We start from the raw sequence: 22,388 nt of genomic DNA, 5'->3' as shown, positions 1-22,388 counted from the left end.
GGACGGGGCAGGCGTTCGCCGGGGGCCCGTCCTGCCACCGCCGCCGGCATCGGGCAGGAGGTGTTCACCGCGACCCTGGCCGCCTGCGACACGGTGATCGGCCCTGACCTCGACGACGTGTCCGTGGACGGCTCCGACGACGTGCCCGTGGACGGCTCCATCACCGAAGCCGTCGGTGGACGAGCGGGTCGTGACCAGGGGACGGCACGGCCGCGAACCTGCTCGCGAACACCACCGCGCTGACCGGGCGGCTGCTCAAGCACGTCACGCGCGGCCCGGACACGATCGTCACGACGGCACCCACGCCGATCGCCATCACGCTGCTGTTCGTCCACGTGCTCGGCGACGCCATCGAGGCGGGCGCCGCGCCCGGACCCGGTGCGCACGTCGACCACGTGCTGACCTCGCTGCCGGCGAACCCGGTCTCCCCCGCCGTCGTGGTCGCCGAGGCCGTCCGGGGGGATCGACGGGCGGCTGCTGGTGCTCCTGCGTGAGCGGGGGCGGCAGGGCTGGACGCGGATCGAACGCGTCCCCGCCGACGGGCGCGGCACCCGGCCCGGACGCTCCCCGCGGGACACGCCCTAGTCGTGGACGGTCTGCTCGCGGCGGTCCCACCGCCACACCAGGTCCCCCAGTTGCGAGCGCGCCTCGCACAGCCCGTCGTGACCGGCCGGCCGCGGGCACTCGACGCGGAAGCCGTCCACCCCGGCGCGCGCGTCGCCGTCCAGCCACGCCCGCTGGGAGCGCTCGGCCACCGACCCGTCGACCAGGCCCTCCTGGACGCCGGGGCCGGGGGCGGCGCCGAGGGCGCGCAGCGTGCGGACCGCGGCGACCACCTCGGCGACGGGGCCGCCGGGGACCTCCGGCACCCACCGGCTGGAGCCGCAGGTGGCGCCGGTGGCTGCGGTGGTCTCGCCGTCGTCCGCGTCGAGCACGACGGGGTGCCCGTCGGGCGCCCGGTGCGTGGCCGTGACCGCCGTCCCGGCGGCCCACCCGCCGCGGGCGGAACGCACCAGCGCGTCGAAGGAGACGGCCACGTCGACGACCCGGCCGCGACGGCGCTTGGCGTAGAAGCGGGGGTAGTGCTCGAAGCCGGGGACGTGCGCGGTGGAGGGTTCTGGGGCACCGGCGGCGGCGATCCGCCGCTGGTGCCGCGTGCCCTGCTCCTGGACGGGGTCCCACCTGCGCACCCGGCGAGCATCGCACCCGCGGCCGGGTGGCGCCGCCCGCGGGGACGGGGAGGGGGCGGGAACAGCGCGGGCGGCGGAGCCGGTCAGGGCACGGGGCGTCCGGCCCGCAGGTCCGCCACGAGGGACGACGACCCGCCGGTCAGGGAGGTCGCCACCAGGCGGTCGGCCAGCGGCAGCCGCACCAGGGCGAGGGCGGCGCGGCGCAGGAGCACGTCGCGCCGGGTGGCGGGCACGAACCAGCGCGCGCTGCGGTGCGCGGCCTCCTGCCGGTCCCGCACGAGGGGGCGCAGCGCCGCCTCGTACGCGGCGAGGGCGTCCTCGACGGACGGGCGGCGGCGCAGCTGCTCGGCGAGCAGGTACGCGCCGGCCACGGCCAGCGAGGCGCCCTGGCCGGCCAGCAGGGACACCGCGTGGGCGGCGTCGCCCACGAGCACCACCCGCCCCCGGGTCCACGCCGGGGCGACGACCTGGGCCACCTCGTCGTGGTGGATCCGCTCGGGAGGCGGGCAGGCGGCCAGCGCGCGCGGCACCACCCAGCCGAGGGAGGCGTGCTCGCGGCGCAGGGCGGCGCGGGCGTCGGCGGGCGGCGCCGTCGCCCGGGTGCGGTGCAGGGCGAGCACGGCGACCCGGCCGTCGCGCAGCCCGTACAGGCCGACGGTGCGCTGCGCGGTGTCCGTCAGGCACACCCGGGCGCCGACGGCCTCGCGCAGCACCGGGTCCTCCACGGTGAAGGTGGCGACGCGGAACGGCAGGGGGCGCACGTACCGCTCCGCCGGGCCGAACGCGAGGGCCCGCACGGTGGAGCGGACGCCGTCGCACCCGGCGAGCAGGTCGGCGTCGACCCGCTCGCCGTCGGAGAGGGTGACCGCGACGCCGCCGGGGTGGTCCTCCACGGCGGTGACGGTGGTGCCGAAGCGGACGTCGACGCCCGCCGGCAGGTGCTCGCGCAGCACCCGCTCCAGGTCGGGGCGGGCGAGGCTGACGAGGCGGCCACCGGCGGCCGCGGCGAACCGGTCGAACCGCAGCCCGGCGCGCCGGCGGCCCGAGGCGTCCACGAGGTCGACCTCCTCGAACGAGTACCCGGCCGCCAGGAGGCGGGGCAGCACGCCCATCGCCTCGGCGGCGTCGTAGCCGGGGCCGAAGAAGTCCAGCACGTACCCGCCGGTGCGGGGTCCGGGCGCGCGTTCCAGCAGCACGACGTCCGCACCGGCGCGGGCGAGCTGCCCGGCGAGGGTCAGCCCCGCCACGCCGGCGCCGCAGACGACCGCCCTCACCGCGCAACCCCGGGGCCGAGGAGCCCGCGCACCGCGGCGGTCAGCTCGCCGGCGCCCGGGCCGGGGGTGAGGGCGCGGTGCAGCAGCAGGCCGTCGACCACCGCCACCAGCACCGCGGCGGTGGCGTCCGGGTCGGGCACGGCGTGGGCGGTGAGGCGGGCGGCGACGAGGCCGCGCAGTTCCGCGACGACGTCGCCCAGCGCCCGGCGCAGCTCCTCGTCCCGGGTGGCCGCCAGGTAGGCCTCGAGGAGCAGCACGGACAGCGGGTCGGTGCCGTCGTGGACGTCGAGGACCCGCAGCAGCACGGCGGCGACCTCGTCGGCGTCCCGCGTCCCGTCGAGCTCGCGCCCGACCTGGGCGGCCACCGAGCGCGCCGCGTCAACGGCGGCCTCGGCGCGCAGCTCCTGCACGGACGGGAAGTGGTAGTGCACCAGGCCGGGCGCGACCCCGGCCCGCTCCGCGAGCGCCCGGGTGCTCACCGCGCCCCAGCCGCGCTCGGCGACGAGCTGCGCCGCCGCGTCCAGCAGGCGGCGGCGCACCCGCCTGCCCCGCTCCACCGACGTCTCCACGGCGGTCTCCCTCCGGTCGCTCTCCCTCGGCCGTTCGCCCAGGACGATCGTACTGGGCAGTCGCCCAGGAGGTCCAGGGGCGTCGGCGGGGACCGCCGGCCGCGTCGTCAGGCGGGTTCGACGCGGCGGGCCCCGCCTGCGAGGGCCCCGCCCCGCCGTGACGGCGACCGGCGAGGGGCCAGGGCTTCCGCGCACAGCACCACCAGGACCACCAGCAGCGCCGTCCCCGCCTGGAACCCGTACCCGAACGGTTCCCGGACCGGGTCCAGGCGGGGGACGAGGAGGACGGCGAGGGGGACCGAGCACCACAGGACGGTGCGACGGTGCCGGGACGCCGTCGCACCGTCGACGGTGCTCACGAACAGCGGGACGAGGAGCACCGCGTAGTGGTCCCAGGCCAGCGGGGCCCCCACGATGCTCGTGAGCACCAGGAGCGTTCCCACCTGGACGGTCCGCGACGCCCCCGCGCCGCCCCGCGACCACCGGACGACGACCGCGGCGGCGCCGAGCAGCAGCACCAGGACCCTGGCCAGGAGGATCCACCCCGCGCCCACGTCGCCGTTGCGCAGGACACCGGCGACCGACACCTCCATCCACGGGCTGACCGGCTCGGGCGAGCCGTGCGCCAGGCGCTCCAGCACGACCGGGAGCAGGCCGGAGCCGCCCGGCGTGACGGCGAGCCCGACGGCGGAGGTGACCGCGGGGACGCCCACCGCCCACGCCACGGCCCGCCACGAGCGGGCGAGCACGGCGAGGACCACCAGGGCGAGGAGGATCGGCTTGACCGCGAGGGTGAGGCCCAGCAGCACACCGAAGCGCCCCCACCGCTCGTCGGCCGCCCACCGGTACAGGAACGGGAGCGCCGCCACCGCGAAGAACTCGGTGTTGGCGCTGACCGTGAGGGCGCCGCCTGCCGGGCTGACCAGCACGACGAGCAGCGTCAGCGGCACGAGCCACGGCGGCGCACCGGCCACAAGGAGCCTGGCGGAACCCCAGCACGCGACGACCACGGCGGCCACGCAGGCGAGCGACGCCACGACCGCGGCGGCCGACGACGGGAGGAGCGCGACCGGGAGCGTCAGCAGGGCTGAACCGGGCGGGTACAGGTACAGCGGGTCGGCGTAGGGGTCCCGGCCGGCGAGAACGCCACGGGCGGCGGCGTGGACGACGAGGAAGTCGAAGGCGTTCACGGCCCCCTGCCACGTGCGCAGGACGAGGCAGACGGACGCGGCGGACCACAGCGCCGCGGTGGCGGCGCGGCGCTGCGCCAGCTCCGCCACCACCGTCAGCGCGCGTTGGACGACCGGCACCGGCACCTCCTCGACGTGCTCGTTCCCGCTGCCGAACCGGTCCCTGTGACCGGGGTCCCGCGGGCACGACCCCGACAGGGGCATCGGCCACGGACGGTCCCCGCCCCAGCGGCCGACCGGGTGAGCGGTGCGCGTGCCGACGGGCAGGGCCGCCGCGGCTCGGGCCCGGGCGACCCCGGTGGAGTGCTCCACCACGGGGAGCGGGGTCGTGGAAGCGGTGCAGCAGCGCGTGCTCCAGGACCACGGGGCACCCCTCCGAGACGTCCGGCCGAGGGAGTCCGCAGACCGGTGCAACGCCACGGCCGCGGGCCGCGTCGTCCAGGTGTGGCTCCCTCCGGCGACGGCACCCGCGCGGCACCCGCGCGGCACCCGCGGCCGAGGGACCGCGCCGGTCGCGGTGGGGAGGGAGGGGACCCCACCGACGGCCGGGGACCGGGGGTGTGGGACCTGGAGTCCCTGGTGGCGTGGAAGGGGCCGCAGCTGGTGCGCCTGGCGCGCGCCCTGCTGCGCGACCCGCACCAGGCCGAGGACGTCGTGCAGGACGTCCTGGCCACGTGCGTGCTGAAGTGGTCGCGCATCGAGTCCGTCGACGACCCCTCCGCGTACCTGAACCGGATGGTCGTCAACGCCGTCACCTCGCTGCGCCGCCGGCCCTGGCGGCGCGAGCAGGTCAGCGACCCCGCCGACCTGCCCGACCTCGCCGTCCCCGACGCCGCCGACGAGCACGCCGAGCGCCGGCGCTGCCTGGCGCTGCTGCGGCGGCTGCCGGACCGCCAGCGCGTCACCCTCGTGCTGCGCCTGTACGAGGGGATGCCGGACGAGGAGATCGCCGACCTGCTCGACTGCTCGACCGTCACCGTGCGCAGCAACGCCCACCGGGGCCTGGCGACGCTGCGGCGGCTCATCGCCGAGGAGGGGACCGACCGTGCCTGACGACCGCGACGTCGAGGACCTGCTGCGCAGCGCGCTGGAGCGGGACGTGCGCACCGGCGCGGTGGACGAGTCGGCGCTGACCACCGGCACCCGCACCCGCATCCGCCGCCTGCACCGCCGCCGCCGCGTCACCTGGGCGGTGGCGACCCTGGCGGCGCTGGCCGCCGTGCCGCTGACCGTGCAGGCGCTGCCGGACGGCGCGGTGCGCACCCGGCCGGCGGCGAGCGCCACCGCGACGGAGCCGGAACCCACCGCCGCGACGGCGGACCCCACGGCGAGCACCCCCACGGCGACTCCCCGGGGAACCCCCGCGACCGCGCCGGGCGTGCCGATGACCCCGCTGCCCGCGGCCCCGCTGCCCGCGACCCCGCTGCCGACGACCGCGCCCGCGGACCCGGACGCCGTCGCCTACGACGTCCCGGACCTGCCCGGGCTCGTCGCGGCGCTGCCCGCCGGGCAGGTGCTGCTGCTGGACCTCGGGCAGTACGCGAAGAACCCCACCGTCAGCGGGCAGGCGTGCGGCGGCTCGGAGATCGAGCCGCCGCAGATCGCCGGCCGGCAGTGGGGTTACGCGGAGGAGGACTCCAACCGCCTGGACCAGACGTCGGTGGACGTCGTCGTCACCGGCTGGGCGCCCGGCACCGGCCCGGGGGCGTTCGGCCACCTCGTCGCGAACGACTCCCGCACCTGCGGTTTCAGCGACGACCTCACCCGCCGCACCGTCGACGTCCCCGGCGCCGACGAGACGTGGGCCGCGCGCTGGCAGACCGACGGCACCCCCGTCACCGCCGGCGCCGCGCGCGCCGGGGACCTCGTCGTGGGCGTCACGGTGAGCAACCCCGGCCCCGAGGGCGACGCGGACGTGGCGCGGGTGCTCACCGCCGCCGTCGCGGACCTGCGCGGCAGCGGCCTCGCGGCGACGGGTTCCTGACGCTCAGTCCCGCGGGTGCAGGTGCACCGCGACGACCGCGACGTCGTCCTCCTGCTGCCCCGGCAGCATCCGCGCCAGCAGCCCGTCGCACAGCGCGTCCAGGTCGCTCCCCTGCGCGGCCAGCTCGGTCAGGGTGCGGCGCAACAGGTCCAGGCCCTCCTCGAGGGACTGCCCGCGCCGCTCCACGAGGCCGTCGGTGTACATCAGGACGGTGCTGCCGTGTTCCAGCACCGCCGAGAACTCCTCGCGGGGCGCGTCCGGCAGGACGCCGAGCAGCAGGTCGGCGTGCTCACCGCTCAGCGCCCGCACCCGCCCGGCGGGGGAGATGACCATCGGCGGCGGGTGGCCGGCGCTGGACCAGCGCATGCGCGTGGCGCCCGCCGGCAGCGCCTCGTCGTGCTCCAGGCGCGCCACGACCGCGGTGGCGGTGGTGTCCACCCGCAGCGTGTGCACGACCCGGTCGACGGTGCGCAGCACCTCGGCGGGCGCTCCCCCGCCGGCCGCGGCGATCCCGCGCACCAGGGTGCGCACCTGGCTCATGGCGGCGGCGGCCTGGGTGTCGTGGCCGACGACGTCACCGATGACGAGCACCGTGGCGCCGTCGGGCTGCAGGAACGCGTCGTACCAGTCCCCGCCGACCTGCGCGGCCTGCGCCGCCGGCTGGTACCGGGCCACCACCTGCAGGTGCTCCGGCTCGGGCAGGGCGGTCAGCAGGGACCGCTGCAGCGTCTCCGCCAGGTCGCGCTGCTGGCGGTACAGGCGAGCGTTGTCCAGCACGATGCCGGCGCGGGCGCCGACGTGCTCGACGGTGACGAGGTCGTCGGCGCTGAAGTCGCCGCGCTCGGCGCCGTTGGCCAGGGAGAGCACGCCCACCGGCCCCTCCCGCCCGGTCAGGGGCAGCACCACCACCGACTCCGGCGCCAGCAGCCCCAGCTGCTCGCGCACCGGGCCGGGCGGCAGCATCGCCTGCACGGCGGCGGTGGCGCCGGTGGGCAGGAGCTGCGGGCGGCCGGTGGTCATCGCCCGCACCACGACCGTGTCGTCGGTGAGCAGTCGCATGCGGGCGTGCGCGTACTCCTCCAGCACCGGCTCCAGCGCGGGGTCGCGGTGGCAGGCGGCGGCGTCGCGCAGACCGCGGCGCGTGCCCGCCTGGTGGGTGTCGTCGACGAGGGTGACGATCGCCCAGTCCGCCAGCGCGGGCACCACCAGCCGCGCCAGCCGGCGGGCCGCCTCGTCGTTGTCCAGCGTGCCGGTCAGCTCGGCGGTGATGCGTCCCAGCAGTTCCGTGCGGCGCGCGGCCCGCTCGGACTCGTGCTGGGCCCGGCGCTGCTCGGTGACGTCGAGGAAGTACACCGCCAGCCCGTCCCCGGTGCGCCAGGCGCGCACCTCGTACCAGGCGTTCAGGGGCGCCGGGTAGTGCGCGTCGAACGTCACCGTCTCGCCGCTCTCCATGGCGCGGCGGTAGTTCACCTCGAAGTCGCTGCCGGGGGCGGCGGGGAACAGGTCCCACACCACCCCGCCGAGGAGCTCGCGGCGCTCGCGGCCCAGCACCCGCTCGGCCTGGGCGTTGACGTACGTGAACCGCCAGGAGGTGTCCAGCGAGAAGAACGCCGTGGACATCGACTCCAGCACGCGGGTGACCCGCCTCTCGGCCTCGCGGTGGGCCGTGACGTCCCACGCCGCCCCCAGCAGGCGCACCGCGACGCCGCGCTCGTCGCCCAGCGCGCGGCCGCGGGCGCCGACCCAGCGCACGTCCCCGCCGGGCAGCACGATCCGGTACTCCGCGGAGAAGCGCCCGCAGGTGGCGATGGCCGTCTGCAGGTCGGCGCTGACGCGCGGCTGGTCGTCCGGGTGCAGGCGCTCGTCGAACGCCTCGATGGTGCTCACGAGGGCGGCCGGCCCGTACCCGAACAGCTCCACCAGGCGCTCGTCCCACGCCAGGGTGCCGTCGACGAGGTCCCAGTCGAACGTGCCGACCCCGGCGGCCTCGATCGCCAGCTCCAGCAGCTCGCGCCGCGCGTCGCCGTCGGCGATGCGCCCGGCGTCCGGCGGTGGCGGCAGCGGGCTGGGCGCGCTCGCGACGCTCCGGGTCTCGCCCTGCGTCCCGGTGGGGACCTCGACGCGCTCGGACACCCGGCCTCCTCGTCAGCGGGCGCGGCTGCGCCCACCCGGTCAGTCTCCCCCACGGCGGTCCGCCCCGGGACAACCCCCGCGGGTCGGCGCCGCCCCGGTCGGTCCGCCCCGGTCGGTCCGCCCCGGTCGGGCAGCCCCGGTCGGGCAGCCCCGGTCCGGCAGCCCCGGTCAGGGCCGCGGGTCGGTGCGCTGCCAGCGCCGGCCGCGCTCGCGGCGCGGGGTGGTGGCCGCCACGCACTTCGGGCACACCCACCGCACGGCGTCGGCGCTGCCGCCGGTCACCGGGTCGGTGTCGGAGAAGTCCACGTGGGAGAAGCGCGAGAGCCCCGCCCGACGCAGCGGCACCCCGCACGCCGTCTGGTTCTGCCCCGGTTCCCAGGCGTGCACCTCCCCCTCGGGCAGCCGGCTGCCCTCGCCGGGGTCGTACGTCCCGCTGGCCGCGACCTTCACCGCGCACCTCCGTCCCGTCCCGCACCGGCCCCGGTTCGACCGTCCGACGACGGTAGCCGCCGGGGGCGGGCGCCGCCGATCAGGAGGAGCGCCGCCTCCTGCGCGGCCTCGAAGACGCCCTCGAAGGCGCCCGTGCCGTAGGACACCAGCGCTCCCTCGTGCAGCAGGGCCACCGCCTTCGCCGCACCGTGCGGTGCGGGGACCCCGGCGCGCTCGGCGACGTCCCGGAAGAGGCCGAGCATCCACCGCTTCTGCTCCACGACGAGCGCGCGGGCGGGGTGCGCGGGGTCGTCGATCTCCGCGTGGGCGTTGACCATGGCGCACCCGCGGGAACCCTCGGCCCGCGACCACTCGTGCGAGGCGGCGAACAGGGCCGTCAGCCGCTGCTCGGCGCCGGGGCCGGCCGCCTCGATCCGCTCGGTGAGCAGGGCCCGCCAGCGCCGGTCCCGGGCGGCGAGGTACTCCACGACCAGCCGGTCCTTGCTGCCGAAGCGGTCGTAGAGCGTCTTCTTCGTCACCCCGGCCCGCTCGGCGATCGCCTCGACCCCGACGGCGTGCAGGCCCCGGGCGTAGAAGAGCTCGGAGGCGGCGTCCAGGACCGATCGCGCCCCCGGGGTCCAGTCGATCTCGGTTTCCACGAGCACGAGTATACCGACCGGGTTACCTTACCTCCATGACTATACCGATCGGTGTACCTCGCTGGAGGGGCCGGGCGGCGCTCGCCGCGCTGTGCGCGGTGTTCGTCGTGTGCTGGTCCTCCGGGTTCGTCGGCGCCAAGCTGGGCGCGCAGGGCGTCGACGTGCGCACGGTGCTGATGTGGCGGCTGCTGCCCCTGGCCGCCGGGCTGCTGCTGCTCACCGGGATCAGGCACCGGGCGACCCGGCGGCGCGCCGACCCGCCCGCACGGCTCACCCGGTCGCAGCTGCTGCGCCAGGTCGGCATCGGCGCCCTGTCGCAGTCCGGCTACCTGCTGACCGTCTACTGGGCGATCGGGCTCGGCGTGAGCACCGGCACGACCGCTCTGATCGACGGCGTGCAGCCGCTGGTCGTCGCCGCGCTCGCCGGCCCGCTGCTGGGAGCGGCCGTCAGCGGGCGCCAGTGGCTGGGCCTGGGCCTGGGCCTCGGCGGGGTGCTGCTCGTCACCTGGGCCGACGCGACCTCCCCGCGCACCGACGCCCCCGCGTGGGCGTACGCCGTCCCCCCGATCGGGATGCTGTGCCTCGTCGCGGCGACCTTCCTCGAGCGCCGCGACCCCTCCGCCCCCCGCCCGCTGCGGAACCTGACGATCCACTGCACCACCTCGGCGGTCGTCTTCACCGCCCTGGCGCTCGCCGGGGGCGCGGCCAGGGTCCCCGCCGAGCCCCGCTTCTGGGTGGCCACCGCGTGGCTGATCGTCCTGCCCACCTTCGGCGGTTACGGCCTGTACTGGCTCCTGCTGGAGCGCGTGGGGGTGACGACCGTCAACAGCCTCATGTTCCTGGTGCCGCCGGTGACGACGGCGTGGGGCGCGGCCCTGTTCGGCGAACCGGTGACGGCCCTGACCGTCGCGGGCCTGGCCCTCGCGCTGACCGCCACGTGGCTGGCCGCGGTGCGCCCGGACCGGCCCGCCCGCGGCACCGGGACGGCACCGGCCCCGGCCACCTCGAGGCGCCCCGCGGTGCGCTCGCGCGTGTAGCGCCCGCGGAACGGGGAAGGGGGACCGGTACCAGCACCGATCGACGAGCACCGTGGAGGTCCCCCGTGAGCAGCAGCGACAACCGGTACGTCACCCAGGCCGTGCACGACCTGGCCTCGGCCCTGTGGTTCGGCGGGTCCGTCATGGGCGTCGCCGGCGTCAACAAGTCCGGCAGCGACCTGACCGCCGGCACGGACCGCATCGCCGTCGCCTCCTCCGCGTGGCGCCGCTTCCAGCCGGCCCAGTGGGGCGGCATCGCCACCGTCCTGGTCACCGGCTCGATGCTCACCGCGGCCAGCGGGCACCGCATCGCGGCGCAGAAGGGCTACGGCAGCGTCGGCGCCCTGAAGATCGGTCTCGTCCTCGGCGGTGCGGCCGCCACCGCGTACGCGGGCCTCGCCGGGCGCAAGATCGCCCAGGCGGCGGACGCGGCCGAGCAGCGCGGCGAGCCCGTCAGCGTCAAGGACGCCACCCTGCCCACCCCGAACACCCCGGCGGACCTGGCGAAGTGGCAGGGACGGCAGCGCGTGGCGCAGTTCGCGGTGCCGCTGTTCGCCGGCGGCAACATCTTCTGCAACGCCTACCTGACGCAGTCCTACCGCTTCGGCCAGACCGCCAAGGGCGTCATCGCCCGCCTCAACCCCACCACCTGACCTCCCCCTCCCCCGGGCGGGAACGAGGGTCTCCGCGAGGTGGGGGACGCGACGACGCCCCGCACCCCTGACGGGGGTGCGGGGCGTCGCGCGTGCCCGGGGGGCGGATCAGTCCTCGGACTCCTCGAACAGCTCGTCGCGGAAGTTCTGGCGCGGCAGCTCCGAGCGGACCTCGAACGTGTGGGTGTCGGTGTACTCGCGGCCCGCGACGTCGGTGGCGGTCACCTCGGCGGTGTGCACGCCCTCGGCCAGGCCGGCCGGCAGCCGGTACTGCCAGATGTGCGTGGCGCGGTCGGCGAGGTTGCCGCCCGGCTGCGCCGGGCCCGGACCGTACTCGGCGCCCCCGTACAGCTCGAAGCCCTGCGCCTCCTCGTCACCCGAGGTGCTCTCGAAGCCGAAGCGGGCCACCTGCAGCTGGCGGGTGGCGGCGGCCGGGTCGGCGAAGCGGGCGCCGGTGTTCGGCGCCTCACCCTCGGCCTGCTGGGTGCGGGTGGCCGGCTGCGGCGCGCCGCCGTCGATCGACACGGACACCTCGGTGTCGCTGGAGCCGTACCAGACGTTCGCGGTCAGGAACGTGTCCTGCGCGAGGTCGCCGGGGGTCACCACGCCCGGGTCGCCCAGGTCGTTGACGTTCACCGGGGGCACCGCGTCCCACTCGCCGCTCTCGCGGGCCTCGGCGAAGTCCACGAGCTTCGTGAACCAGTCGCGCCAGCGCGGGGAGTTCAGCGACAGGGCCATCTGCTCCTGCACGTCCTCGCCGATGACGTGGAAGGTGTCGGTGAACTCGTTGCCGTCGACGTCGAGCGTCAGGAAACCGGGGCGGGCGCCGTCGCGCTGCAGCGCCATCGGACGGCCCTCGACGCCGAGGTCCCCGGAGTACCAGTCACCGCTGGGGGCACCGGCGACGACGTGCGGGAACGGCAGTTCCGTCACGCCCACGGCCTCCTGCCACCCGGCGTAGCTGTCACCGGCGAGCATCCGCTCGGTGGAGTGGGTGTGCCCGGACACCGACAGGGCGGGGCGCCCCTCGAGGAGCTCGTACACCTTCAGCACGTCGGCGGTCTGGTGCTTGGTCGACGTGGCGTCGGCGAAGGACACCATGGGGATGTGGGTGGCCAGGACGACGAGCTTGTCCTCCGGGACCGCGGCCAGGTCGGCCTCCAGCCAGTTCAGCTGCTCCTCGCCGAGGACACCGGAGTAGGAGGGCGAGCCCTCGGGGTCGGCGCAGTGCGGGCGCTCCCCGTTCGGGTTGTCGTCCGGCCCGCACGGGTACTCCACGTTGTTCATCACGACGTAGTGGACGTCGGCCACGTCGTAGGAGTACGTGGTGGGGCCGAGCTCGCGCTTGAAGGTGTCGAAGGAGTGCTCGGGGTCGGTGGAGTCGAAGTCGATGTCGTGGTTGCCGGGCACGAAGCGCAGCGGCAGGCCGGATGCGCCCAGCACGTCCTTGATGCGCGGGTACAGGCCCAGGTCGTCACCGGCGACGTCGCCGAGCATGAGCGCGCCGCACTCGGCGAGGCGCTGCTCCTGCTCGCCGCGCTGCAGGCCCACGAGGTCGGCCACCAGCCCGTCGCGGGCGAAACCCAGCTCGCGGCCGCTGTAGGTCTGCACGTCGGCGAGGATCGCGCAGCGGGCCCGGTCGTCCTGCGCCTGCTCGTCACCGCGGACGATCGGGAAGTTCACCGCCGACGGCAGCGGGCCGGTGGGGGCCAGGCCGCCGAAGCGCAGGTCCGGGGAACCGGCGGGCAGGTGGTGGTAGTGGAACTGGGCGACGCCGTCCTCGTCCACGGGGACCTGCCAGCCCGAGGGCTGGGTGACGAACGCGGTCATGCCGTCGAACGCGGGCAGTTCGTAGCGGCCCTGCTCGTCGGTGCGGACGACGTCGCGGCCGTTGGAGACGGTGACGCCGGCCACGCCCTCCTCGCCGTCGCTGCGGCCGTCGCGGTCGGAGTCCTCGAACACGGTGCCCCGCAGGGTGTCCGCGTCGCTGCTGAGGGTCTGGGGGGAGGAACCCGCGTCGCGGACGACCTCGACGGAACCCACGTACCGCTCGGGGGCGGCGGCCGCGGGTTCGGCGGGGGCGGCGGAGGAGGAGGTCTCCAGCGAGGCGGTGAGGGCGCTGGCGCCGACCAGCGCGACCGCGGCGGCGGCGAGGGTGCGGCGGCGGCGGAACGGGGCTCCGGGCAGGAGCGGGGTGGTGCTCATGGCGGTGGGGTGGCCTTTCGTCGGCTCTCGTCGACACCCGGCGCTCCTGGCGCGTCCGGGGGCGCACCCCACCCTGTGCGATCTCTGTGACCTCCCGGTGACGCGTGACGGAAGGTCAGGAGAACGTCACTGCCCGCCGAACACCGTGACCCGCTCCGCCGGGGCCCCGCCGAACGACCACGGCTGCCCCGTCGCCTCCAGCACCGACCACCACAGGTCGCCGTGCGGGTCGACCTGGTTGCGCGCCGAGACCGCCAGGCGGATCGGGATGTGCACGAACCGCCGGCGCCAGCGGCCCACCACCATGTTCGTGCGCCCGGCCATCGCCGCGTGCGCGGCCGCGTGCGCCAGGCGGATGCAGTACACGCTGTCGTACGGGTTCGCCGGCACGGAGCGGATGACGTAGCTGGGGTCGATGAAGCGCAGGTTCAGCTCCAGCCCGTGCGCGGCGAAGTCCTCCGCGATGGCCTGGCGCAGCAGCCGGCCCACGTCCTGCAGCTTCTTGTTGCCGGAGGCGTCGACCTGGTCGTCGGCGTCGAACAGCTCCTGCCCGGCCCCCTCGGCGGCCACCACCAGGGCGTGCCCCTGGGTGGCGACCTTGGCCCGCAGCAGCTCCAGGAAACCCCCCGGCCCGTCCAGCACGAACGGCACCTCGGGGATGAGGACGAAGTCGGCGTCGTTCTGCGCCAGCGCCGCGTAGCAGGCGATGAAACCCGAGTGCCGCCCCATGAGCTTGACGACGCTCACGCCGTTCGGGGCCGTGCGCGCCTCGACCTTCGCCGAGCGGATCGAGCGGGTCGCCTCGCTGAACGCGGACTGGAACCCGAAGCTCTGGTCGATGAACGGGATGTCGTTGTCGATGGTCTTGGGGATGCCGACCACCGCGACCTTCAGCCCCCGCTCGGCGACCTCCGCGCAGATCTTCTGCGCCCCGCGCAGGGTGCCGTCGCCGCCGATGACGAAGAGCACCGAGATGCCCATGCGCTCCAGGCAGTCCACGACCTCGGCGGCGTCCTGCTGCCCGCGCGAGCTGCCCAGGATGGTGCCGCCCTCGCCGTCGATGCCCTCCACGGCCTCCGGCGTCAGGTCGACCACGTCGTGCCCGTAGCTGGGCACGAAACCCTGGTAGCCGTTCTTGAAGCCGTAGATGCGGCGCACGCCGTAGTGGTTCGTCAGCTCGGAGACGAGCCCGCGGATGACGTTGTTGATGCCCGGGCACAGCCCGCCGCAGGTGACGATGCCGACCCGGGTCTTGGCCGGGTCGAAGAAGATCTTCTTGCGGGGACCGGTGGGCTCCAGGCTCGGCAGGTCCGCCAGGCCGTCGAGGTCGTCCTGGCCCTCCACGCGCCGCGCCACCTTGGACAGGGTGTCGTCGAAGAGCACCCGGTCGTTCTCGTCGATGTAGTGGTGCGTGGTGCGGCGGGCCTGCAACCGGGGGGCCAGCGGTGAGTCGACCGTGCAGGGACCGAGGGTCTCGACCGTGAAGTCGGGCACGGTGGCGTTGTCCATGAGCGTCGCTGGTCCTTCCAGGCTGGGGTCCGCGCGGTCCGGCCCGCCCATCATCGCGGGGGAGCGCTGGCGGTGGCGCGTCGGGGTGCAGCACGGCGCGCGGCCCCACCGGTGATCACCGAGCGCGGCGCGCCACCGCCCCCTAGCGTCGGAGCATGACCAACGACCTGTACACGGCCGTCGTCACCGCCACCCCGGGCTCTGCCCGCTCCGACGACGGCGCCCTGTCCCTCGACGTCAACGAGCCGAAGACGCTGGACGGCCCCGGCGAGGGCACCAACCCCGAGCAGCTCATGGCCGCCGCCCTGGGCAGCTGCCTGCTGGACTCGCTGCGCATCGCCGCCACCAGCACGGGCGGCAGCACCGAGGGGGCGCAGGTGGAGACCCGCGTCACCCTCGCGAACGACGAGCCCGGCTACACCGCCCGCTACGCGCTGCGCGTGACGCTGCCGGACGCGGGCACGGACGCCTCGGCGGTGCTGGAGCAGGCGCTGTCGATCTGCCCGTTCACCAAGACGCTGGACGCCTCCGCGCTGGACGTGCAGCTGGCGTGAGCCCGCGCCGGGCGGCTCAGCGCTCCCCGGGGTGCCCGGGCCGCCCGGGCACCCCGTCGTGCTCGGCCAGGCGCGCGAGCATCGCGTTGTACTCGGCGAGCTCGCGGCCGCCGTCGCGCTCGGCGGCGCGGTCGCGGCGGCGGACCTCCCGCGCGTCCGACCGGGACCAGGCGATCACCACGCCGAGGACGAGCGCGGCGGTGGGGAACTCCCCGATGCCCCAGGCGATGTCCCCGCCCCGGTGCTGGTCGGCCAGCAGGTCGGTGCCCGGGGGGGCCACCAGCGCGAACCAGTCGCCGGCCAGCAGCTGCGTGCTCTGCATGAGCGCGACGCCGAAGAAGGCGTGGAAGCCCATGGTGCCCAGCAGGAGGATCAGCCGCAGCGGGTAGACCGGGCGGTGCGCGCCGGGGTCGACGCCGATGAGCACCGAGCAGAACAGGTACCCGGTGCCCAGGAAGTGCACCATCATCAGCTCGTGCCCGACGTGGGTGCGCAGCGCCAGCTCGAACAGCGGCGAGTAGTAGAAGACGATGATGCTGCCGGCGAAGAGGACGGCGGCGACCAGCGGGTGGCCCACGAGCGCCAGGTAGCGCGAGTGCACCAGCTCCAGCAGCCACTCGCGGGCGCCGCGGGAGCCGTCGCGGCGCGCGGGCAGGGTCCGCAGCGCCAGCGTCAGGGGGGCGCCGAGCACGAGCAGCGGCGGCACGGCCATCGTCAGCAGCATGTGCTGGAGCATGTGGGCGCTGAAGGTGGTGCGGCCGTAGGCGGCCGGGCCGCCGCTGGTGACGAACAGCAGCGCCAGGCAGCCCAGCACCCACCAGGTCGTGCGGGCGGCGCTCCAGCGGTCGCCGCGGCGGCGCAGCCGGTGCACGCCGAGCAGGTAGCCGGCGAGCGCGCCGCCGACGACGAGCAGCCACAGCAGGTCCGGCGAGACCTCGGTGAACCAGCGGGCGACCGTGAACGGCGGCGGGGCGGTCTCGCCCAGCAGCAGGTCGACGGGGTCGGCGCCGGGCTCGGTCTCGGGGACCGGGGTGGGGCTGCGGCTGAGGGCGACGCCCAGGCCCGTGGCGGCGGCCATGAGGACGAGCTCGCCGGCGGCCAGGCGGCGGAAGGCCCGCGGGGCGCGGGTCAGCAGCGGCAGGGTGCGGCGGCGGTGCCAGGCGCCGACGACGCCGAGCAGGACGAGGGCGGCGGTCTTGGCGAGGACGAGGGCGCCGTACGCGGTGGCCAGGCCGGACCAGCCGCCCAGGCGCACCGAGGCGTTGACCACCCCGGACAGCGCGACGGCCGCGAAGCACCACAGGGCCAGCGCGGAGTAGCGCGCGGCGACGGTGGGCAGGTCCACGGCCCGTTCGCCGGCGGCGGCCGGGCGGCGGCCGGTGAGCGGGGCCACGAGCAGCACGGCGGCCAGCCCACCCACCCAGACGGTCACGCCCACCAGGTGCAGCCCGAGGGAGCTGACGGCGGTCTCGTGGGAGGCGGACCCGGAGGCGTGCCCGGACAGCGACAGGGGCACGAGCGCGACGAGCGCCAGCGCGGCGCTCCAGGCGGCACCGGTGGGGGTGGCCGCGGCCGCGGCGACGGTGGCGACGACGGCGGCCAGGACGGTGGTGGCCAGCAGCGCGCGGCCGAGGTCGATCTCCTGGGCGAACTGGGCGAACTGGGCGCCGAAGCCCGCGGCGCCGGGGGCGGCGCCGATGACGTCCATCGCGGTCAGCACCAGCACGGCCAGCGCCGAGACCGTCCAGGCGCCGGCGGCGACACCGGCGGCGCGCACGGCGCGCGTCCAGGCCGCCGAGGGGTGCGGCAGCACGACGGTGGCGACGACGAGGCAGCCGACGGCCACGGCCGCGGACAGGTCGTGGACGGTGCGGGCCAGCGGCAGGCCGTAGCGCACGAAGGCGCCGGGGTCGCCGAGGACGGAGGGGACCAGCCCGCCGCCGGCGGCGAGCGCCACGAGCAGCGCGGCGCAGGCGGCGGCGAGGGAGGCGAGCGCGGTGAGCACGGCACCGGCCGCGCCGGGTGCGGTCGCACCGGGGGCCGCCGGGGAGCCGCGGCGCGGGGTGGGCGGACGGGTCGCGCTGTCGGACGGGCGGGTGTCGGCCACGTCCCCCAGGGTAGGTCGCCGCGGCGACAGGTCCTCGCCGCGGTCGGGGCGCTCAGGCGCTGGCGCGCGCGGAGCGGACCGGGGCCAGGTGGGTGGTGACGTCGAACCAGACGACCTTGCCGAGGGGCTGGACCTCGACGCCGTGGGCGTCGGCGAGCGCCTCGACGAGGGCCATGCCGCGCCCGTCGAGGGCGTCGGGGTCGGACTCGCGGCGCAGCGGCAGGCGGGTGTTCTCGTCGGCGACGCCCACGCGCACCCGCGAGCCGTGCCGGCCCAGCTGCAGGACGACCTCGCTGCGGCCGTGCACGACGGCGTTGGTGACGACCTCGGCGGTCAGCAGCAGCAGGGTGTCGACGACGTCGCCGATGAGGCCCTGGGCGATGCACCAGTCGGCGACGACGTGCCGAGCGGCGCGCGAGGAGGCCGGCTCCGGGGCGAGGGTGGTCACGCAGGACCAGTCCTTGAACGACACAGAGTGACTCTCCCGATACTTAGGGTCACTGGAGACCGTAGCGCACCGTCCCCCGAACGGCGTAGCGCGGACACCGTCCGCGAGGTGCGCGCGACCGGGCGCCCACCCGTCCACCCTGTCCGGCACCTGCGCTCCCCCGTCGCCGCCAGCGGCTGCTAGATTCGTCCCGATCGGTTGTGTGCGGCAGTCAACGATCCTCGAGCGGACCGTGACCCCGCGGGTACTTCGCTGCCGGCCCCCGCTCCGTTACACGGCCGGCGCCTCCCGCTACCACCCGACACACCGGGAGCGCCCCGTGGCGCCCCGCCCGCACCGACCACACCACGGCAACGCCCCGCCCGCACCACGACCGCACCCGCCCGGAGCACCGTGCCTCACCACGACCCCACCCCCGTCCCCGCGCCCCCGCCCGGGGACCCGGTCCCCGCGCCCCCGCCCGGGGACCGCGACCACCTCGGCGACGTCCTCCTGCCGGCCCTGGCCGAGGAGGTCACCCGCACCGTGCGCACCCTGCACGCCCTCAAGGCGCAGGACGCCCGGGCCCGCGACGACGCCGAGCGCGCCGTGCACGCCGTGCTCCTGACCGTCGACCACCACGGCGCCCAGCGCGTCGGCGCGCTCGCCGAACGGCTCGGCACCGACCCCTCCACGGTCAGCCGGCAGACCGCCGAGCTCGTCCGGCGCGGGCTGCTGGAGCGCCACCGCGACCCCGACGACGGCCGCGCCTGCCGCGTGGCCGTCACCGGCACCGGCCGCGAGGTCGTCGCCGCCACCCTGCAGCGCCGGCGCGAACGGCTGGCCCGCGCCGTCGTCGGCTGGGACGAGCACGACGTCGGCACCCTCGTCTCGCTGCTGGCCCGCTTCGCCGACGGCCTCGAGCGCGGCCGCGACGACGACGGCGCCGCAGCCACCACCGCAGCCCCCACCCGCCCCCAGCAGGAGACCGCATGAGCAGCACCACCGCCGGCGCCGAACCGGCCGCTCCGACCGAGGCGCCCGCGCTGACCCACCGGCAGATCATGGCCATCCTGTCCGGCCTGCTGCTGGGCATGTTCCTCGGCGCCCTGGACCAGACGATCGTCGCCACGGCGATCCGCACCATCGCCGACGACCTCGACGGGTTCTCCCTGCAGGCGTGGGCCACCACGGCGTTCCTCATCACCTCGACGATCTCCACGCCGCTGTACGGCAAGCTCTCCGACATGTACGGCCGCCGGCCGTTCTTCATCGCCGCCATCGGCATCTTCGTCGTCGGCTCCGCGCTGTGCGGGATCTCCACCTCGATGTACGAGCTGGCCGCCTGGCGCGCCGTGCAGGGCCTGGGCGCCGGCGGCCTCATGTCGCTGGCGCTGACGATCATCGCCGACGTCGTCCCGGCCCGGGAGCGCGCCAAGTACCAGGCCTGGTTCATGGCCGTCTTCGGCACCTCCAGCGTCCTCGGCCCCGTCGCCGGCGGGTTCTTCGCCGGGCAGGAGTCCCTCCTCGGCCTGGCCGGCTGGCGCTGGATCTTCTGGATCAACGTGCCGCTGGGCGCCCTCGCCCTCGCCGTCGTCGTGCGCAACCTGAAGCTGCCCAAGCGCACCACCCACCACCGCATCGACTGGCCCGGGGCACTCACGCTCGTGCTGTGCCTGGTGCCGCTCCTCGTCGTCGCCGAGCAGGGCCGCGAGTGGGGCTGGGGCTCCGGCGGTGCGCTGCTCTGCTACGCCCTCGGGGTGGCCGGCCTGGTCGCGTTCGTGCTCGTCGAGCGCGCCTACGGCGAGGAGGCGCTGCTGCCGCTGCGCATGTTCAGCGGCCGCACCTTCGTCGTCGGCAGCCTCGCCAGCCTCATCCTCGGCATGGGCATGTTCGGCGCGATGGCCGTCCTGCCGCAGTACCTGCAGGTGGTCAAGGGCTCCTCGCCCACCGTCGGCGGCCTGCAGATGCTCCCCCTGGTGCTCGGCATCATGTCCGCCAGCGCGTTCGCCGGGCAGTTCATCGCCCGCACCGGCCGCTACAAGCCGCTGCCGGTCGTCGGCACCGCCCTGATGGTCGTGGCGCTGTTCCTCTTCAGCCGCGTGAACGCCGACACCCCGGTCTGGCAGACGATGATCGTCATGCTGATCATGGGCTGGGGCCTGGGCGGCAACATGCAGCCGATCATCCTGGCCGTGCAGAACGCCGCCGGCCCCCGCGAGATCGGTGTCGCCACCTCCTCGGTGACGTTCTTCCGGCAGATGGGCGGCACCCTGGGCACCGCGGTGTTCCTGTCGATCCTGTTCTCCAGCCTGGGGGACAACGTCTCCTCGGCGTACCGGGCGGCGGCCGGCGAGGCCCCGTTCACCGCCGGGCTGCGCGAGGCGGGCCTGGACCAGGCCGGCCTGCAGCAGGTCCTCGCCCGCGCCAGCGACGACACCTCGGTGCTGGGCACCCTGCCGGCGGCCGTGGCCCACCCGTTCAAGGTCGGGTTCACCGACTCCACGAGCCTGATCTACCTGGTGGCGGCCCTGGTCATGGTCGCCGGGTTCGTGACGGTGCTGTTCCTGCCCGCCCTGCCGCTGCGCGGCGGCGGGCGCGACGCCGGCCCGCAGGCACCGGCGGCCGGTGCCGGCGACGCCCCCGCCGCCCCGGTGCAGGCCGCCGGCGGCGCGGTGCACCCGGCGCAGGTGCGCGACCACCCCGCCCAGCTGACGGGCGTGCCCGCCGACGCCTCCTCCGCCGGCGAGCTGACCGAGCGCGTGCGCGCCGGGGTCCAGGAGGCCAAGGCCGCGCAGCGCGCGGTCGAGGAGCTGGCCGCCGAGACCGCCCGCCGCGAGGCGGCGCTGGACGTGGCGGTGCAGCGGCTGCGCGACCTCGGCCTGGACGAGACGTCCATCGAGGCGGCGCTCGGCGAGGACGCGGCCGCACCGCGCGGCCGGCACGCCGGGCACGTCGCGCCCGGGCCGGCTGACGGCCCCGCCGCCGGGGCGGGCCGCGAACCCGACCGGCTGGGCGCGCAGAGCTGACCCGCTCACCCCGACGGCCCCGCAGCACCCCGCTGCGGGGCCGTCGCGCGTGAGCGGCCCGCCGCTGCCAGCATGGGCGCGACGACGGCGGGACGACGGCGGGAGGAGCACGGGTGCCCGAGTGGGTGCGGGATTCGATCTGGTGGCACGTCTACCCGCTGGGGGCGACGGGCGCCTTCCCCCACCCCGACGCGGGGCCGCAGCCGCGACTGCTGCGGCTGCTGCCGTGGCTGGACCACGTGCGCGACCTCGGCGCCAACGGCCTGCTGCTCGGCCCCGTCTTCGCCTCGTCCACGCACGGCTACGACACCGTCGACCACTTCCGGATCGACCCGCGCCTGGGCACGGAGGACGACTTCGACCGCCTCGTCGCCGCCTGCCGCGAGCGCGGCCTGCGCCTGCTGCTGGACGGGGTGTTCAACCACGTCGGCCGCGAGCACCCCGCCTTCCAGCGGGTCCTGCGCGAGGGGCCGTCGTCGCCCACGGCCGGCTGGTTCCGGCTGCGCTGGCCCGACGGCGCCGGGCCGGGCGCGGTGCCGGAGCACGACGACTTCGAGGGCCACGGCGACCTCGTCGCCCTGGACCACGCGAACCCCGAGGTGACCGGCCTCGTCGTGGACGTCATGACGCACTGGCTGGCCCGCGGCGCGGACGGCTGGCGCCTGGACGCCGCGTACGCCGTGCCGCCGCAGCGGTGGGCGCCGGTGCTGGAGCGGGTGCGCGAGCGCTTCCCCGACGCCTACGTCGTCGGGGAGGTCATCCACGGCGACTACCCGGGCACCGTCGCCGCCTCCGGCATGGACTCCGTCACGCAGTACGAGCTGTGGAAGGCCGTCTGGAGCTCGCTGAACGAGGCGAACCTGCACGAGCTGGCGTGGACGCTGAGCCGCCACGACGGCTTCCTGGAGACGTTCGCGCCGTTCACGTTCGTCGGCAACCACGACGTCACCCGCCTGGCCAGCCGCCTGGACGACGAGCGGCACCTGGCGCACGCGCTCGCGGTGCTGATGACCGTGGGCGGCACCCCGGCCGTCTACGCCGGCGACGAGCACGCCTTCCGCGGCGTGAAGGAGGACCGCGCCGGGGGTGACGACGCCGTGCGCCCGCCCCTGCCACCGGCCCCGGCGGAGCTGTCCCCGCTGGGGCTGCCGACGTTCCACCTGCACCAGGAGCTCATCGGCCTGCGCCGCCGGCACCGCTGGCTGCACGACGCGCGCACCGCGTCGGTGCACGTCGAGAACGAGCGCGCGGTCTTCGAGTCGCGCGCCGCGGACGGCGACGGCCGGCTGCTCCTGGCGCTGGACGTCTCGGACACCGGCGGGGAGGTGCCCGCCCCGGGGGCGCGCGCGGTGCTGGCCGGGGCCGGGCAGCTGCACGGGGCGGCGGGGGCCGAGCGGCTGCGGCTGGCGCCGCACGGCTGGGCGGTGCTGGCCGGCTGA

General features: G+C 76.2%; 20 protein-coding genes. 9 read left to right on the top strand and 11 right to left on the bottom strand.

The window, feature by feature from the left end; genetic code table 11:
- Window positions 1-335 precede the first annotated feature (335 nt).
- The gene (locus tag MN205_RS00675; RefSeq protein WP_242123319.1) at window positions 336-494 is read left to right on the top strand and encodes a hypothetical protein; all 159 of its coding nucleotides are present in this window, start codon (window positions 336-338) and stop codon (window positions 492-494) included.
- An 87-nt stretch (window positions 495-581) separates the two neighbouring features.
- On the opposite strand, the gene MN205_RS00670 is transcribed toward MN205_RS00675, so the two are convergent.
- From MN205_RS00670 to MN205_RS00655, 4 genes are all read right to left on the bottom strand, one after another.
- Entirely contained in the window at window positions 582-1,190 is a 609-nt protein-coding gene (locus tag MN205_RS00670; protein ID WP_242123317.1) for a hypothetical protein, read from the bottom strand.
- A gap of 83 nt (window positions 1,191-1,273) precedes the next feature.
- The gene (locus tag MN205_RS00665; RefSeq protein WP_242123315.1) at window positions 1,274-2,464 is read right to left on the bottom strand and encodes an FAD-dependent oxidoreductase; all 1,191 of its coding nucleotides are present in this window, start codon (window positions 2,462-2,464) and stop codon (window positions 1,274-1,276) included.
- On the bottom strand, window positions 2,461-3,033 hold the full coding sequence (locus MN205_RS00660) for a TetR/AcrR family transcriptional regulator (protein ID WP_242123311.1): 573 nt from the start codon (window positions 3,031-3,033) through the stop codon (window positions 2,461-2,463). The genes MN205_RS00665 and MN205_RS00660 overlap by 4 nt, the downstream gene beginning before the upstream one ends.
- Before the next feature lie 107 nt (window positions 3,034-3,140).
- Complete coding sequence (locus MN205_RS00655; protein ID WP_242123307.1) at window positions 3,141-4,343, bottom strand: glycosyltransferase family 87 protein; 1,203 nt, start codon at window positions 4,341-4,343, stop codon at window positions 3,141-3,143.
- Window positions 4,344-4,781: 438 nt separating this feature from the next.
- Between MN205_RS00655 and MN205_RS00650 the strand changes: the two genes are divergently transcribed.
- Both MN205_RS00650 and MN205_RS00645 read left to right on the top strand, forming a co-directional pair.
- Window positions 4,782-5,276 (top strand): SigE family RNA polymerase sigma factor, encoded by a 495-nt coding sequence (locus MN205_RS00650; RefSeq protein WP_242123303.1) that lies wholly within the window; start codon window positions 4,782-4,784, stop codon window positions 5,274-5,276.
- Window positions 5,269-6,207 carry a hypothetical protein gene (locus tag MN205_RS00645; RefSeq protein ID WP_242123299.1) on the top strand — a complete coding sequence of 313 codons (939 nt, stop codon included), beginning with the start codon at window positions 5,269-5,271 and terminating at the stop codon, window positions 6,205-6,207. The genes MN205_RS00650 and MN205_RS00645 overlap by 8 nt, the downstream gene beginning before the upstream one ends.
- Window positions 6,208-6,210: 3 nt before the next feature.
- Here the strand turns inward: MN205_RS00645 and MN205_RS00640 are convergent, their stop codons facing one another.
- The 3 genes from MN205_RS00640 to MN205_RS00630 form a co-directional block, all read right to left on the bottom strand.
- Window positions 6,211-8,340: a SpoIIE family protein phosphatase gene (locus MN205_RS00640; RefSeq protein ID WP_242123295.1), complete on the bottom strand. Its 2,130-nt coding sequence runs from the start codon at window positions 8,338-8,340 to the stop codon at window positions 6,211-6,213.
- Window positions 8,341-8,508: 168 nt separating this feature from the next.
- Window positions 8,509-8,790: a hypothetical protein gene (locus tag MN205_RS00635; protein WP_242123293.1), complete on the bottom strand. Its 282-nt coding sequence runs from the start codon at window positions 8,788-8,790 to the stop codon at window positions 8,509-8,511.
- Window positions 8,787-9,428 (bottom strand): TetR/AcrR family transcriptional regulator, encoded by a 642-nt coding sequence (locus tag MN205_RS00630; protein WP_242123291.1) that lies wholly within the window; start codon window positions 9,426-9,428, stop codon window positions 8,787-8,789. Before MN205_RS00630 ends, MN205_RS00635 begins: the two co-directional genes overlap by 4 nt.
- A gap of 35 nt (window positions 9,429-9,463) precedes the next feature.
- On the opposite strand from MN205_RS00630, the gene MN205_RS00625 reads away from it, so the two are divergent.
- Together MN205_RS00625 and MN205_RS00620 are read left to right on the top strand one after the other, a co-directional pair.
- A complete protein-coding gene (locus tag MN205_RS00625) occupies window positions 9,464-10,465 on the top strand; it encodes a DMT family transporter (protein ID WP_242123289.1) in 1,002 nt (333 codons plus the stop codon).
- Between the two features lie 65 nt (window positions 10,466-10,530).
- On the top strand, window positions 10,531-11,118 hold the full coding sequence (locus MN205_RS00620; RefSeq protein WP_242123287.1) for a hypothetical protein: 588 nt from the start codon (window positions 10,531-10,533) through the stop codon (window positions 11,116-11,118).
- A 108-nt stretch (window positions 11,119-11,226) separates the two neighbouring features.
- Here MN205_RS00620 and MN205_RS00615 read toward each other — a convergent pair whose 3' ends face one another.
- Both MN205_RS00615 and MN205_RS00610 read right to left on the bottom strand, forming a co-directional pair.
- Window positions 11,227-13,323, bottom strand: coding sequence for a calcineurin-like phosphoesterase family protein (locus MN205_RS00615; RefSeq protein ID WP_242123285.1), 2,097 nt, complete (start codon window positions 13,321-13,323; stop codon window positions 11,227-11,229).
- Window positions 13,324-13,449: 126 nt separating this feature from the next.
- Window positions 13,450-14,832, bottom strand: coding sequence for an ATP-dependent 6-phosphofructokinase (locus MN205_RS00610; RefSeq protein ID WP_242123284.1), 1,383 nt, complete (start codon window positions 14,830-14,832; stop codon window positions 13,450-13,452).
- 155 nt (window positions 14,833-14,987) lie between these two features.
- Here MN205_RS00610 and MN205_RS00605 point away from each other — a divergent pair, with 155 nt between their 5' ends.
- Complete coding sequence (locus tag MN205_RS00605; RefSeq protein ID WP_242123282.1) at window positions 14,988-15,386, top strand: OsmC family protein; 399 nt, start codon at window positions 14,988-14,990, stop codon at window positions 15,384-15,386.
- 16 nt (window positions 15,387-15,402) lie between these two features.
- Here the strand turns inward: MN205_RS00605 and MN205_RS00600 are convergent, their stop codons facing one another.
- Both MN205_RS00600 and MN205_RS00595 read right to left on the bottom strand, forming a co-directional pair.
- The gene (locus tag MN205_RS00600) at window positions 15,403-17,493 is read right to left on the bottom strand and encodes a cytochrome c oxidase assembly protein (RefSeq protein ID WP_308220213.1); all 2,091 of its coding nucleotides are present in this window, start codon (window positions 17,491-17,493) and stop codon (window positions 15,403-15,405) included.
- Window positions 17,494-17,545: 52 nt separating this feature from the next.
- Entirely contained in the window at window positions 17,546-17,965 is a 420-nt protein-coding gene (locus MN205_RS00595; protein WP_242123280.1) for an ATP-binding protein, read from the bottom strand.
- A 369-nt stretch (window positions 17,966-18,334) separates the two neighbouring features.
- Between MN205_RS00595 and MN205_RS00590 the strand changes: the two genes are divergently transcribed.
- From MN205_RS00590 to MN205_RS00580, 3 genes are all read left to right on the top strand, one after another.
- Entirely contained in the window at window positions 18,335-18,916 is a 582-nt protein-coding gene (locus MN205_RS00590) for a MarR family winged helix-turn-helix transcriptional regulator (RefSeq protein ID WP_242123278.1), read from the top strand.
- On the top strand, window positions 18,913-20,949 hold the full coding sequence (locus MN205_RS00585; RefSeq protein WP_242123276.1) for an MDR family MFS transporter: 2,037 nt from the start codon (window positions 18,913-18,915) through the stop codon (window positions 20,947-20,949). Before MN205_RS00590 ends, MN205_RS00585 begins: the two co-directional genes overlap by 4 nt.
- Before the next feature lie 113 nt (window positions 20,950-21,062).
- The gene (locus MN205_RS00580; RefSeq protein WP_242123274.1) at window positions 21,063-22,388 is read left to right on the top strand and encodes an alpha-amylase family glycosyl hydrolase; all 1,326 of its coding nucleotides are present in this window, start codon (window positions 21,063-21,065) and stop codon (window positions 22,386-22,388) included.

Source organism: Kineococcus sp. TRM81007, assembly GCF_022669155.1.
Lineage (GTDB): Bacteria > Actinomycetota > Actinomycetes > Actinomycetales > Kineococcaceae > Kineococcus.
Note: the sequence above shows the minus strand (reverse complement) of the source record. Positions and strands in the feature narration are given on the sequence as shown.